General features: G+C 36.1%; 14 protein-coding genes and 1 riboswitch. Of the genes, 7 read left to right on the top strand and 7 right to left on the bottom strand.

The genetic code is table 11. The features are described 5' to 3' along the window. Positions 1 to 43: 43 nt before the first annotated feature. Together AAFN87_RS02755 and AAFN87_RS02750 are read right to left on the bottom strand one after the other, a co-directional pair. Positions 44 to 691, bottom strand: coding sequence for an alpha/beta hydrolase (locus tag AAFN87_RS02755; RefSeq protein WP_347789451.1), 648 nt, complete (start codon positions 689 to 691; stop codon positions 44 to 46). A gap of 11 nt (positions 692 to 702) precedes the next feature. Next, the gene (locus tag AAFN87_RS02750) at positions 703 to 1,263 is read right to left on the bottom strand and encodes a DNA helicase (RefSeq protein ID WP_347789450.1); all 561 of its coding nucleotides are present in this window, start codon (positions 1,261 to 1,263) and stop codon (positions 703 to 705) included. 263 nt (positions 1,264 to 1,526) lie between these two features. Between AAFN87_RS02750 and AAFN87_RS02745 the strand changes: the two genes are divergently transcribed. After that, positions 1,527 to 2,012 carry an HPP family protein gene (locus AAFN87_RS02745; protein ID WP_347789951.1) on the top strand — a complete coding sequence of 162 codons (486 nt, stop codon included), beginning with the start codon at positions 1,527 to 1,529 and terminating at the stop codon, positions 2,010 to 2,012. A 159-nt stretch (positions 2,013 to 2,171) separates the two neighbouring features. Here AAFN87_RS02745 and AAFN87_RS02740 read toward each other — a convergent pair whose 3' ends face one another. After that, positions 2,172 to 2,861, bottom strand: coding sequence for an O-linked GlcNAc transferase (locus AAFN87_RS02740; RefSeq protein WP_347789449.1), 690 nt, complete (start codon positions 2,859 to 2,861; stop codon positions 2,172 to 2,174). A 223-nt stretch (positions 2,862 to 3,084) separates the two neighbouring features. On the opposite strand from AAFN87_RS02740, the gene AAFN87_RS02735 reads away from it, so the two are divergent. Continuing rightward, the gene (locus tag AAFN87_RS02735; RefSeq protein ID WP_347789448.1) at positions 3,085 to 3,690 is read left to right on the top strand and encodes a hypothetical protein; all 606 of its coding nucleotides are present in this window, start codon (positions 3,085 to 3,087) and stop codon (positions 3,688 to 3,690) included. Between the two features lie 355 nt (positions 3,691 to 4,045). On the opposite strand, the gene AAFN87_RS02730 is transcribed toward AAFN87_RS02735, so the two are convergent. Continuing rightward, the gene (locus AAFN87_RS02730; protein ID WP_347789447.1) at positions 4,046 to 4,369 is read right to left on the bottom strand and encodes a heme oxygenase; all 324 of its coding nucleotides are present in this window, start codon (positions 4,367 to 4,369) and stop codon (positions 4,046 to 4,048) included. Positions 4,370 to 4,657: 288 nt separating this feature from the next. Between AAFN87_RS02730 and pgeF the strand changes: the two genes are divergently transcribed. The 3 genes from pgeF (at position 4,658) to AAFN87_RS02715 (ending at position 6,870) form a co-directional block, all read left to right on the top strand. Further along, positions 4,658 to 5,404, top strand: a complete 747-nt coding sequence (gene pgeF / locus AAFN87_RS02725) for a peptidoglycan editing factor PgeF (protein WP_347789446.1) — start codon at positions 4,658 to 4,660, stop codon at positions 5,402 to 5,404. Between the two features lie 139 nt (positions 5,405 to 5,543). Next, a complete protein-coding gene (locus AAFN87_RS02720) occupies positions 5,544 to 5,891 on the top strand; it encodes a PadR family transcriptional regulator (RefSeq protein ID WP_347789445.1) in 348 nt (115 codons plus the stop codon). After that, positions 5,878 to 6,870, top strand: a complete 993-nt coding sequence (locus AAFN87_RS02715) for an HAAS signaling domain-containing protein (RefSeq protein WP_347789444.1) — start codon at positions 5,878 to 5,880, stop codon at positions 6,868 to 6,870. Before AAFN87_RS02720 ends, AAFN87_RS02715 begins: the two co-directional genes overlap by 14 nt. Before the next feature lie 743 nt (positions 6,871 to 7,613). Here AAFN87_RS02715 and AAFN87_RS02710 read toward each other — a convergent pair. Continuing rightward, a complete protein-coding gene (locus tag AAFN87_RS02710; protein ID WP_347789443.1) occupies positions 7,614 to 8,234 on the bottom strand; it encodes a DUF3298 and DUF4163 domain-containing protein in 621 nt (206 codons plus the stop codon). A gap of 150 nt (positions 8,235 to 8,384) precedes the next feature. Here AAFN87_RS02710 and AAFN87_RS02705 point away from each other — a divergent pair, with 150 nt between their 5' ends. Both AAFN87_RS02705 and AAFN87_RS02700 read left to right on the top strand, forming a co-directional pair. Then, on the top strand, positions 8,385 to 8,873 hold the full coding sequence (locus AAFN87_RS02705; RefSeq protein WP_347789442.1) for a hypothetical protein: 489 nt from the start codon (positions 8,385 to 8,387) through the stop codon (positions 8,871 to 8,873). Positions 8,874 to 8,952: 79 nt separating this feature from the next. Next, positions 8,953 to 9,483 (top strand): hypothetical protein, encoded by a 531-nt coding sequence (locus tag AAFN87_RS02700; protein ID WP_347789441.1) that lies wholly within the window; start codon positions 8,953 to 8,955, stop codon positions 9,481 to 9,483. Positions 9,484 to 9,597: 114 nt separating this feature from the next. Here AAFN87_RS02700 and AAFN87_RS02695 read toward each other — a convergent pair whose 3' ends face one another. Then, positions 9,598 to 10,635, bottom strand: coding sequence for a ribonucleotide-diphosphate reductase subunit beta (locus AAFN87_RS02695; RefSeq protein WP_347789440.1), 1,038 nt, complete (start codon positions 10,633 to 10,635; stop codon positions 9,598 to 9,600). A 13-nt stretch (positions 10,636 to 10,648) separates the two neighbouring features. Then, entirely contained in the window at positions 10,649 to 12,859 is a 2,211-nt protein-coding gene (locus AAFN87_RS02690; protein WP_481886434.1) for a ribonucleoside-diphosphate reductase subunit alpha, read from the bottom strand. A gap of 126 nt (positions 12,860 to 12,985) precedes the next feature. After that, a riboswitch (cobalamin riboswitch) is annotated at positions 12,986 to 13,162 on the bottom strand. Positions 13,163 to 13,295 lie beyond the last annotated feature (133 nt).

Here is a 13,295-nt window from a genome sequence, read left to right as displayed (position 1 = left end):
CGACCTGCTTTATTTTAAGTACTTTGGGACAGCCTAATATTAATTAATTAGTAATTGTCGTCGTTAAATCTTGTGCTATAAAATCAACAAGGTCTTTTAAGTTTTCTGGTGTAACGCCATGACCATCAGGATACGATTTAAATGTTACGTCCGCCCCAAAGTCTGTGAAGAAAGCCGCACTGCCTTCTCCCCAAACGATTGGATACACATAATCATATTCACCGTGTGAAATAAAAATTTTGGAATTATTCATTGGTAGTTTATTATATTCAACTGCTACAAATTCCGGAATAAAACCGCTCAGTGCAATAGTTCCACGGATTAACTGTCCCATAACAACTGCCAATGTTTGAGCAATTGCCGCCCCTTGATTAAAGCCTACTACATATATTTTTTGTTCGTCTAAATTATATTCTTTTATTGCCTCTACAATAAACAAGCGTGTAAATTGTACGACTTTATCAAAAACTTCACGGTTTGGCTTGCCCTCCTCCTCAAATGTATAAAAAGCAAAGCCTGGTGAATGCTCAATCGGTCCTCGTAACGAGAAAATATGACATTGCGATTTTAAATCTCCAACTAATTGCAACAAATCGTGCTCATTACTTCCCAACCCATGTAGAAGAAAAATCGCAGGCTGCTTGCCCTTCTCTAACGGGGCTATATGTGTAAAATTATATGGTGATTGCATAAATATTCTCCTTAATCTATTAATTCCATGCGGTTGACAAATTGATCGGCATAATACGCAACATAACCTTCGATAATATTAAATGTTTCATCAAAGTTTCCTTCTAAAACAATCTGTGCCTGAGGCTGCATCGTTAAGTAAGTTAAAAAATCAAAACGCAATGAATGTTCTACTGATGCATAAGCATAATCATACACAACCTGCTCTTCTGTAACTTTTAATGCTATATATTGACTATGGAACATTTTTGTATATTCGTCCATTTTTTCTGAAACAAATTGACGAATGCGCATTTGCTGCGCTATCATCTCATTTTCGACATACGACAATTTAGGCACTTGTCCTTTACCGTATGTATCCCGGAAAATTTTGGCCCAGATCGCTTTATTTTCTACAAAATACGTAATGTTCAGCATCAATCTGTCAAAAAACTCTTCTTCCGTTTTAGCAGATTGTTTTTTCATCACTATATTGTTTTTAATCGTTTCCTCAAATTGTTGTACATCTGCTTTTTGTGTTAAAAAAAACATTAGCTCTTCAATATAGTGATTCACTTCTTTTTGTGTACGCATATTTCACACTTCCTTAAAATCAAATATAACTCCTCTATCGTACCATTCATTTAGCATTTGGGCACTTTCCTAACTATAAAAATAAATCATTATTTTTTGCAATCACGAAATTGTTAGTTTCTAATACGATTTTTTGCAGTTATAATAAAAAAATGGATTTTTATTATAAAATAGACGGAGAACAAATAATGCAAAAAATTATACTATCTGAAAAACAAGTATCCGAGAAAAAAGATCATTGGTTAAAAGCTTATTTTACAAAAATGAAAGGTGGCGAAAAAGTATCACATCGTACAAATTTCGCAGATGCTTTTACTGCAGCATTAGGTGGCTTTTTGAGCATAGGTACATTGCTACTTTTAACAAGTTTAACAGGTGCGCAATGGCTTATGGCCACTTTAGCAGGCAGCTGCGTGTTAGTGTTTGGCGCTTGGAATGCACCTTTTTCACAACCACGAAATATTATTGGTGGCCATCTGTTAACTAGTACAATTGGCATTATTACATATAACACTCTAGGTGCTACAACATTTTCTATTAGTTTCGCTATATGTATTTCTATTTTTCTAATGATGATGACAAAAACAGTTCATCCCCCTGCTGGAGCAAATCCTCTCATAATTTTATTAAATGGCTATAGCTGGAGTTATTTAATTACACCTGTTTTAATTGGTTCAATTATTATTGTCGTGTATGCATTAATAATAAATAATATTAGACAGAACCGAAAATATCCTTTGTTTTGGTAAATAAAAGACGTAGCTACTATTGTAATATTAACTGTAGCTACACCTTCAATTTCACACTATAAACACAAACGAAATTAAACCATATACTTATATCGTTCGTATGCTCCACGTGGGTGCTTTTCCAAAATAACTATTTATGAAATTACTTCAATTACTCGATTATTGGAAAAGATATTCACGCATATTTTCAAGCGTGTTTTCAATTGCGATTTTTAATGATTTTTGTTCTGGTCGGCAGCATGCAATTGCTTGTTCTAGCGTAATCAACGCTTGTCCTAAAAACGGCTCCTGCTGCAAATCTTTATACAACTCTGTCAATACAAGCGCTTTATTCCAATACCATCGCGCATTTTCAACATCTAGCTCAATCGCTCTCTCCAAATAGCCAAGTATTTCGAACGGGGAATAATCAAAGCGTTGCATCGTCTGTGCAGCCATCCCATAAAATAATGCTTGATTAGGATTACATTTAGCCGCCTGAATAAAACAATGCACACTTTCATCGTATTGATGTGCAAATAAAAACAACTGGGCTTGTGTGAAAAATGATTGTGCTTTTTCTTCGACTGACCCGAATTTAGCTGTCATTTCTAGATGCTTAATACACTCATTAAACTCTCCTTCATCAGCTATTTCCCGAATTTCTTTCACTACATCCTGCTCAACATATGTTTCATTTTCGCGCTCGATACTTGGCTGCTCAGGAACAGTAAAATGAGGAATAGAAGCTAGATTAAAACGTGCATAAAGTTCGATTACTTGATGTGCGAACACATCTTCTGTATTGTCGATTGCCTCCTTGTAACAAGCATGTATTTGACCATCGTAAAAAAGTTGTTCTATATTCATTATTTGTGGCTCCTTACAAACTAATTATAAAATGAGTATACTTGAAGGTTTTATTCGACTAAAGTGAAATCAAATAATCCCCAACAATAAAAGATAAATCAACACACTAATATATTTTACTAAGACTCAGTTTCTTTATAGTAACTAGATTATTGTTGTAATAATAGTAAATATATGTACAATTATAATAACTACTATACGAATATAGCATGAGGTGTTTACTATGTATACGGCAATTACAGCTGAAACAAGTTTATTCTTTATTGAGGATGATACATTAGCATTTCAATTTAAAGAAATTGCACAAAAAATGTCGATGTTTAATAATATTTTACATGCTGGTGGGGTAAATAAAGAGGATGCGTGGATTATTGCGTTTAATATTTGGTTAATGTTACAGCCTGATGAATATAACATTATTGAGTCTGCAGAAAAAACAATATACTATTCCTCTAATTTTATAATATTTAATGCAATGAAAAATGACTATCATATTAAATACATAAGAACTTCTACGAAGAAAACTCCTGAATTTTTATATTTAACTGCTCTAAATATAGCTGAAGGGCTAAATAAGTGGATTGCAGATGTAATGATAAGGGAAAACATTTCAAGCATTTTAGAACGCAACCGAACACGTTCTTATTTTAAAGCTCATATGGGGACAGATGAAGAAGTTAAACAATTTATTAAAGATCAGGCATTGTTCGTTAAAGCAATCATACCAATCATAGCAAATACAAAGGAAATTGAACGGTTAATAAAAAAATGCTGTGACGAAGCAACATTTTTATATGAAAAAAACTATTTTAATCAATTACACAAATAACTTTCTCTTTAATAATTACGAACGTAAACCAATATTATAAAGCGTTCGCATTATTATACTCCAGGTGGACGCTTTTTGAATCACAAATAGTATCCGACAGATGTACACTTGCTACTTCTCGATTTTATAGACTATTCGTATTTTTTATAATATCTATTAATTTACTCATTTAACAATTTAACAACATTACATAATGAGTGCTTGCTTAGCCCATTTACTATAAATCTGCTTATGTGTTTGACACTTGCCCTAAGGATTTCATACCTCGGCCCTATCAACTATTTTCTAATGCGTAAAATTACATCATAAAACTCAAAACAAAAGGCTGCCTCAATTATGAGACAACCTCCTCACATTATTTCGAAATAGAAGATGCGATTTCTGAAATAACAATTAAACTTTTGATTAAAGGGCTGTTTGGATTTGGCTCGTCGCCAGCAGATGGGCGTTTATGCGTTGCTTTAAAATCTTCGCTATTGCGCCATACCTCAAACGCTTCTATACTATCCCAATACATCATAACATTCATTTCATCATACTCATCAAATTGAGTTGATACGTGAACTTCCACTTTATGAAAACCTTCATATTGTTGTAGAGGACCTGGTTGTGTGAAATTAGGTGCCATCTTCATTGCCATCCCTTTTTTCACTTGAATTCGATTTGTAACTGTAATCATTTTGTCTGCTCCTTTTTCAATGGAATAGTTTTTAGCGTGAGTGACTAAAGGTGATAATGATTATTACCTCATCTAATTACAACACTAAAGTTGCAAATGTGCAACTTTAATAGATATATATTTTCCCCTCAATGTAATCTACTAATAGATGGCTCATATTCTCTCAATATATACTAAAAAACATGAAAAGTAAGCTGTAATACTTTTTACTTCTACGCTCTCCTTAACTTGTGAGGATTTTTATTTCTATTACAGTTCGTATGCTGTATAGTAAGGGCGGGTGATATTATGAAAACGTATATTAACAATGAAAACTTCCTCGCAGGGATTACTGTAAAGGAAAACACAAACGAAGAAAATAATACAGCACTCCATATTTGCCAGAGCATTGATGTTGTACAAAAAAATCGTCAAGAGCTTGCAGCACAAATTGGATATACACTAGATGATTTCGTCTGCACACAGCAAACACATAGTGCAAATTTTTACAAAGTAACAGCTGCGGATAAAGGAAAAGGTGCTTATTCGCTTGATACAGCAATTGAGGATACTGATGCTCTTTATACGTACGAAAAAGGAATCGTCCTCACTTCTTTTACAGCTGATTGTGTGCCAGTTATTTTGACGAATGCCAAAACAGGGCTAATCGGGGTTGTGCATAGCGGATGGCAAGGGTCTGTTAAAGAAATAACACTTAAACTACTGCAACATGTAATTCTTGAAGGCAATAATCCACGCGATTTGCACATTACAATTGGTATGGCGCTTAGTCAGGATAAATTTGAAGTAGATGAGGATGTGTATTTGAAGTTTAAGGCCCTTGGCTATGCAGATCAATTTATGTATTATAATGAGTCAACGAACAAATACCATATCGACAATCAATTAACGGTAAAAAAACAATGTGAGCTAGCTGGGATCCCAACAGAGCAAATTACGGTTGATTCGACTTGCACATTTAATGCGATAAACGGCTTTTCTTATAGACAGGATAAACAATGTGGTAGACATTTAACTTTTGTCGTAAGGAAATAACGGAGTGGGCCCTGCCCTACTCCGTTTTTTTATGTGCATTTCTGGTACAAAAGCCTTCTAACATAACGAAGTGTAACATATATTGTTTTATATCGTACAATAGTGTATGTTATACAGTATAAGGAGATGAGATAATGCTATGAGTTCTTTACTCGAATCTTTTACAACCGAACTACGACGAGGTACATTAACACTCGCTGTTTTAAGTCAATTAGGAACACCGCAATACGGCTATTCGCTCGTCCAACGATTAGAGTTAGCCGGCATTGTCATTGAGCAAAGTACTTTATATCCTTTACTGCGACGTTTAGAAAAACAAGAGCTTGTCACTAGTAGCTGGGATACAACAGAAAGCAGACCTAGAAAATATTATGTCATTAGTGAATATGGTATTGAAATTTTTGAGCAGTTAAAAAATGAGTGGGTTGCGATGACATTGGAGCTTGATTCTTTATTTAAAGGAGATGCGGAAAATGAAACTAATTGATAAGTATATTTATGAAGTGACACGCAGATTACCTGAAAAAAACCGAGATGATATTGCGCTCGAGCTAAAATCAACAATAGAAGATATGCTACCCAACGAATATACAGAGGAAGAAATAAAGCAAACACTTACAAAGCTTGGCAGTCCAGCAGAACTTGCTGCAAGCTACAAAGATAAACCAAATTATTTAATCGGGCCGAATTTATACGATACTTACATCGGAACTATCAAAATAGTTGTTCCTTGGGCAATTGTAATTGCTCTTCTTGTGCATATTGTCGAGAATGTTTTATTAATTAGTGTAGAAGAGGCTCTATTGTCTTCAATTATTAATGCCATCACAGTTACTACTGTTAATCTGGTTTCTGTCGTATTTCAAGTGTTATTTTGGATTACACTTGGTTTTGTAATTGTGGAACGAACTGATGGATTAAATATTACGCAAAAAAAAGCTTGGACACCTGATGATTTAAAAAATGTAAAAATTATTCCTAAAGATAAAAAAATTCCGTTAAGTGACATTATTTTCGGCATTATCGGAATGACTTTTTTTACAATCATTTATTTTTATGCAGATCGACTTGTAGGAGTTTATCAAACAGCTGACAATGGTAATTTGACATTTGTTTTACCAATTTTCAATCAAGACACATTAATTTTTTACGCTCCAATTATTATATTTTTAATTATTTTACAATACGCTATGCTCATCTATAAATTTAAAATACGTAATTGGACTACAAAGATTGCAGCTGTTAATCTAGTTGTTAATTTATTAGGGACTATCGTATTTATCTTCATAGCTAATAACCCCCATTTACTAAATGAAGCATTTATTCCTTATATGGCTGATACGTTGCAGATTACATCATCTAAAGTAGAATTGTTCACCGAAAGGATTATTTGGATTAGTGTAGCAATCTTCATCGTGACAAATATTCTCGATGTATTTAACGGCTTCCGTAAAGCGAAATACTGATTATCGAGATTGTAGTTATATTTCACAATTTACGGTATAAGGATATTTTACTAAATCCTTGTATCTTCATCATAACTAGGGGGTGATTTCCGTTGCGCCAGCATGCTTTCCTGGGGGCGTCCGATGAGCCGCTTCACTCGCTATGCTCGCTCCAGGGTCTCATCTGTGACGCTAATCCCCAAGGAGTCACGCTGGCTCCACTCCAATCAACAAACGCTTTATTTATAATTTCATCTTCTAATTTTTAATAAAGAGCCATTTTATCCAATACGCACATATTACCGCCTGTTCGCTATAATATGATGAAAATTAGCAAAATGTATTATCTAGAATGATTTATCATTAATTGTTAGCACATGGAACGGAGAGCGGCGATTGTAGCTGTCGGCTGCGCCTTTCGCTACAGAGCAAAGCTTCCTGCGGGATAAGCAATGTTTTTTATGTGACAAAAGGTTAGCGGCAGTCGCATGAGCTGAGGGCCCCGCAGGAAATTTATTTGCGACAAAAGCGCAGCGACAGGAGCAGGGAGGCACGAACGACGAGGAGACTGAAGCCATGCCCGAGGAAAGCGTCCGCTCAAAGTGTATGTGCGGTGTCCATATAGCAACCCCGACTTTTGGTGATGAACCAAATTCTATTGATAATATGTACAATGCAATCACGCTAAGAGCAAGAGGCGCAGGAACCAGCATTAGCTGTTTTCTGCGCCTAGTTCTTATACATGTGCCAACTCTATTAGTTTCCTAATTGTTTTGCGCCATTCTTCCAAGGGGGCCCTCTTCATCTATTATATCCTGTATATCATAAACTGAAATTGGGAACATTGGGAAGCCCTCCACATACGGCGTTATTTCATACAGTTGGAAATAGATCACTAGCACCTTATCTGCAATGTAAAAATCTTGGTCTGGGCGAATGACTGTAAAATCTTCCAAGAGCTGTATGTTGCGCTGTTTTATTTGTTCATGAATTAATAGTGAAAGTCTTCTCACATAATCACTTCCAGGCTTAAATAGATCCTTCAGCTGACAATAAACACCTTTTTGCAAATCAAATGTGAGAGACTTAATATATGTCATACCATGTGCTGCGTGATAATGATACGTATAGTTCGAAAGCGATAGGCTTAGTACATTGCGCTGATTGTTTTTGATTTCATAAGAGCCAAGCATTTCTTGTACTATTGTAGGCATATTCCCTACTTGCTTATCAATTAATTGTTGTGTTTCTCGAACTATGAGACGATTAATATATTTCTCTAGCTCTAAATTTTGCATAGAGCAAACTTGCGGATAATAAACGACTTTTTGTTGGTCACTATAAACATTCATCGTTTGAATAGAAACTGGAAAAGAAATAGACATGTGTATCGATCCTTTTTAATTTTCCCCATTGTATTCATACAAATAGAAGATGTGAGTTCTACACATTGCCATTATCAAAAACTAACACAAAATTTATTGTTATGCATATTTTAAATAAAGATATGCTTACTTTGTAATGGGGGTATTGTATTGACACAGTTTTACTCTTTTCATGGTACTGTAACAAAGATTAGTGATTTTATGGTTACACCAAATGACCAATCGGGTTGTAATAAATTATTTACTGTAACAAACAATTCCGGGGCTATCGTCAATTTTGTTGTGTCGCCAACTACGTATGTTGTTGATCATACAACAATTGTTGTTGGGGACCGTATAACTGGTTACTATGATGGTAACGCACCTGTACCGCTTATTTATCCACCACAATACCAAGCACTCGTTATTGTGAAGGATCATCCGCACCAAAATGTAAAAGTTGATTTTTTTAATAGTCGACTAATAAGTAGTGATGGTCAATTGCAATTAAATCTTTCACCGTTTACACAGTTACTACTAACAAATTCTCAAGCCTTTATAGGAAATCCCGCAAATCGTAATTTAATCGTTATTTATGGCGCTACTACCAGAAGTATTCCAGCACAAACGACACCTATGAAAATAATAGTGCTATGTTAAATTGTCGTTTCTACATTTTTCACCTTTCAACGCTATCCTCATAAATTAAAAAGAGTTTATGTAGAAAGGAGAGTATCATTTGAATAATTACCCGTTTTATCCTTATGACGAAGATTCACCTAGCTTCAATCCATTTAGCGACCCATTGCCTACTGAATTTACGCCAATGTTACCTACTCCAGCAAGACCACCTTCTCCTGGAGGTCCAACGCCATCACTTCCGGCAAGACCACCTTCTCACGGAGGACCAACGCCATCACTTCCGGCAAGACCACCATCACATGGAGGACCAATGCCGTTTCCTCCTGGAGGGCCACCATCTCACGGGGGGCCACCGTCTCATGGAGGGCCACCAGGAGAGCAACACCCACAGCCAATGGGTCCACCGCCGCATTTTACGCCAGCATTTCCAACATGGCAGCACGGTCCAGGTGGTATAAGAAGTTGCTTATATCGTAATACGTATATTTGGATGTGGGATGGAAGTAGCTTTTGGTTCTTCCCTACACTTGTAATAAGAAATGTCGTTTATGGATTCCGTTGGGGCAGATTCGGTTGGATTTTCCATATTATCAATTCTAACAATATTCGATCCTTCCAATGCTTTTAGAATTAATAAGATAAGACATAAAAATAGCTACTTGTTTGCACAACAAGTAGCTAAACTTGTGTAGACAAAGTTAACAAAGACTTTGTCTACATCGAAATATTGTAAGAATAAACACTATAAATCATCGAAACCGTTATCTTCAATATTAATTTTCGTATATTGACGTGAGCGTTGTTCGAAGAAATCTGTTTTCCCTAAGTCGACTTCCTCGTAAGCTTTAATCCATTTTAACGGGTTTTTACGGTAGCCTTCAAATGGACGTTCATGGCCAAGCTGATTACAACGAACATTTGCATAGAAGTATACGTAAGCCTCTACATCTTCACAATCGAGGCCTTCAATTTTATCGCCAATAACTTCCCTTGCCCACGCAACCTCTAATTCCGCTGCTTCTTTAAAGATTTTTTGTACTTCAGCATCCCATTCCGCTGTTTTATATTGCGGATATTCCTCTAACAGCTCCTGATAAATTTTCACGAATAAATCCACATGCAACTGCTCATCACGGTTAATATAGTTAATCATCGTACTTGTAGCGACCATTTTTTGCTTGCGTGCTAAATGGTAGAAATACGCAAAGCCCGAATAGAAAAATAATCCTTCTAAAATCACGTCATAAACAATCGCACGTAACATATTTTCTACATTCGCTTCCTCAGCAAAAGCCTCATACCCTTTAATTACGAAATCATTGCGCTCCTGTAAAACAGGTACTGTTCGCCAAAAATCGAATGTTTGATCTTGTACATCTTTTGGTACTAAGCTCGATAAAATGTACGAGTAAGAGTGATTATGAATAACTTCTTGCTGCGCTAAAATAATCATTAAGGCGTTTAAGCTAGAATCCGTTAAATAGTCCGCTACTTTCCCTGCAAAATCCGTTTGTATACTATCTAGTAATGCTAATAGTCCAATAATTTTCAAAAATGAATCTTGTTCATCAGCAGTCAGTGTAGGAAATTGTTTCACATCTGTACTCATATTAATTTCAAAAGGCGTCCAGAAATTACCGAGCATTTTTTTATATTTAGGATAAGCCCAACTAAAGCGAACATCATCCCAGTTCAAAATATTGGAAGACCTACCGTTAACTATTGATGTAGAGCGGTTTGGTGCTTCTTTATCCATTATTTTTCGTTTTGTAACTTGCACTTATAGTTCCTCCTTAGCTAGAGCATGATTCGCATTCAATCATTTCTTCTGAAGTCGAGCGGATATAATACGTCGTTTTAATTCCACTTGCCCATGCATCTAAATGTAGCTGTAGTAAATCTTTCGCTTTAATAGTATTTTGTACGTATAAGTTTAAAGAAACCCCTTGGTCAATATGGCGAGCACGTGCCGCATTTTGTTTAATTGTCCAGCGTTGGTCGATAAAGTACGCGGATTTATAAAACCATGTTGTCTGGGCATTCAAATCAGGCACAGTTACAGGAATTTTGTAGTCCTTTTTCTCCTCCGAATAGCTCTTTTGGAAAATCGGGTCAATTGTTGCAGTAGAGCCTGCGATAATCGAAGTAGATGAGTTCGGTGCAATGGCCATTACATAGCCGTTTCGCATCCCGTGAGTCATGACATGCTGCTTTAATTCCTGCCATTTTTCACTCGTATATTCACGATTCTCGAAATAACGCCCAGTATGCCAGTCTGAGCCTTGGCATAATGGATACGCGCCTTTTTCCTGAGCGAGTGCATTAGATGCACGAATCGTTAAATAAGCAATTTCCTCGTATAAAGAATCTGCAAATGCAACCGCCTCATCGCTTTCCCATGCAATGCCTTTTAATGCAAGTAAATGGTGCCAGCCAAATGTCCCAAGCCCAATACCACGATAACGACGATTTGTTCGGTCAGCTTGTGGAACAGGAATAGTATTAAGCTCAATGACGTTATCAAGCATACGCACTTGGATTGCAATTAGTCGAGGTAAAACATCTTCCATTACTGCACGTCCTAAGTTGATAGACGATAAGTTACATACAACAAAATCACCTGGTTTACGTTTTGTCACGATAATGTCTTCTTCTATTTCAATAGATTCAAACTGTGTAGCGGACATATTTTGGAAAATTTCAGTACATAAATTCGAGCTATAAATCATGCCTTCATGCTTATTCGGATTTTTGCGGTTTACTTCATCACGATAAAACATAAATGGTACACCCGTCTCTAATTGTGAGCGCATAATTCGCTTCATAATATCTATTGCCGGTACAGTTTCTTTCGATAATAGAGGATGATTCACACAAGCATGATAGCGCTGTCTAAATGTGCCGTCGCCTTTGACTTCATCATAGCTATCTTCTAAAGAGAAGCCCATTACATTTTTTACTTCATGTGGATCGAATAAATACCAGTCTCCTCGCGCTTCCACTGTTTCCATAAATACATCTGGTAAACAAACACCCGTGAAAATATCGTGTGCGCGCATTCGTTCATCACCATTATTAAGACGCAAATCTAAAAATGTGAAAATGTCTTTATGCCACACATCTAAATAAACTGCAATTGCACCTTGGCGTTGCCCTAACTGATCAACTGACACAGCTGTATTATTCAGTTGTTTAATCCAAGGTAGAACACCACTGGATGCCCCTTTATAGCCTCGGATAGATGAGCCACGACTACGCACTTTGCCCATATACACACCAATTCCGCCACCATACTTCGATAATGTCGCTACGTCCGTATTCGTATCATAAATACTTTGCAAACTATCATCGACTGTATCAATAAAGCAGCTCGATAATTGCCCGTGTGTCTTGCCGGCATTTGATAATGTCGGTGTTGCAACAGTCATATATAAATTGCTTAGCGCCCAATAAGCTTCAGCAATTTTATCAAAACGTGCATCAGTTTCATTCATCATTAATGTCATTGCAATGACTAACCATCGTTCCTGTGGTAACTCTACTGGTGTACCATCAAAATCACGAACTACATAACGATCCATTAATGTTCGAAGACCTATATACGTAAATTTTTCATCGTGTGAAGGTTCAATTAATTTGCCTAATGCATCTCGTTCTTCTTTTGAATAGTTTTCTATTAATGCTGGATTAACAAGACCCTTTTCAACAAGCTTTTCAAGTAAATGGCTAAACTGGCCATATACATCATCATATCCGCGCTTTTGTCGCTGCTCTTTATAAATTTTTTCACGTAATAATCGAGCAGCTACAAATGTCCAGTAAGGCTCGTCCTCATCAATAAAGCTTAACGTTTCTAAAATACAAGCTTCTATCCATTGCTCAAATGGTGCTTGCTCATTTTTTGCACTCCATTTGCTTGAAAAACGAATTAAGTTTTCTAAGTCTTCCTCACCAAATTCATTGATTAATTGGCCTAATAATTGCTGTTCTACTACTTCAACCACGTTGACACATCCTTTTTGCATAATAAAAAAGCTACCTTCGCATTTGAAGGTAGCTTATGTAATGAAATGGAAGCAGACGAAAAAATGATCATTCTCTGCTCCCATTTCTTAGCCCCCGAAGAAATGCGCATTTTGTTTTACTAGGCAGGTCTCCTGGCTTAGCTTCATTCTCCTGTTTACCTTCCCGAATTACTTCAGTGGCATAAAACAGTCGTCAGCATTACAGTTGCGGGGACAGCATCAGATTTGCACTGATTTCCCTTTTCATCTACATATAGTAGAACCTAATTAAACAACACACTATATATTGTATATTTCGAAACTATTGTCATTGTATCATAGTCGTTTACCCTGCAACAAGCATTATATTTTTTACTTTTTTGTACAAATGGTTATACGTTGATATGATGGCATTTCTCCAAGTATATTTATTTTC

It is taken from the genome of Solibacillus sp. CAU 1738, assembly GCF_039888725.1.
Taxonomy (GTDB): domain Bacteria; phylum Bacillota; class Bacilli; order Bacillales_A; family Planococcaceae; genus Metasolibacillus.
The sequence above is the reverse complement of the archived record's forward strand: the minus strand, read 5'-3'. Positions and strand labels throughout refer to the sequence as shown.

Bases quoted from the DNA above. Each gene is read 5' to 3' on its own strand.
- AAFN87_RS02755 (WP_347789451.1), bottom strand. From the start codon at position 691: ATGCAATCACCATATAATTTTACACATATAGCCCCGTTAGAGAAGGGC.
- pgeF (WP_347789446.1), top strand. From the start codon at position 4,658: ATGAAAACGTATATTAACAATGAAAACTTCCTCGCAGGGATTACTGTA.
- AAFN87_RS02735 (WP_347789448.1), top strand. From the start codon at position 3,085: ATGTATACGGCAATTACAGCTGAAACAAGTTTATTCTTTATTGAGGAT.
- AAFN87_RS02740 (WP_347789449.1), bottom strand. From the start codon at position 2,861: ATGAATATAGAACAACTTTTTTACGATGGTCAAATACATGCTTGTTAC.
- AAFN87_RS02750 (WP_347789450.1), bottom strand. From the start codon at position 1,263: ATGCGTACACAAAAAGAAGTGAATCACTATATTGAAGAGCTAATGTTT.
- AAFN87_RS02715 (WP_347789444.1), top strand. From the start codon at position 5,878: ATGAAACTAATTGATAAGTATATTTATGAAGTGACACGCAGATTACCT.
- AAFN87_RS02710 (WP_347789443.1), bottom strand. From the start codon at position 8,234: ATGTCTATTTCTTTTCCAGTTTCTATTCAAACGATGAATGTTTATAGT.
- AAFN87_RS02745 (WP_347789951.1), top strand. From the start codon at position 1,527: ATGAAAGGTGGCGAAAAAGTATCACATCGTACAAATTTCGCAGATGCT.
- AAFN87_RS02730 (WP_347789447.1), bottom strand. From the start codon at position 4,369: ATGATTACAGTTACAAATCGAATTCAAGTGAAAAAAGGGATGGCAATG.
- AAFN87_RS02720 (WP_347789445.1), top strand. From the start codon at position 5,544: ATGAGTTCTTTACTCGAATCTTTTACAACCGAACTACGACGAGGTACA.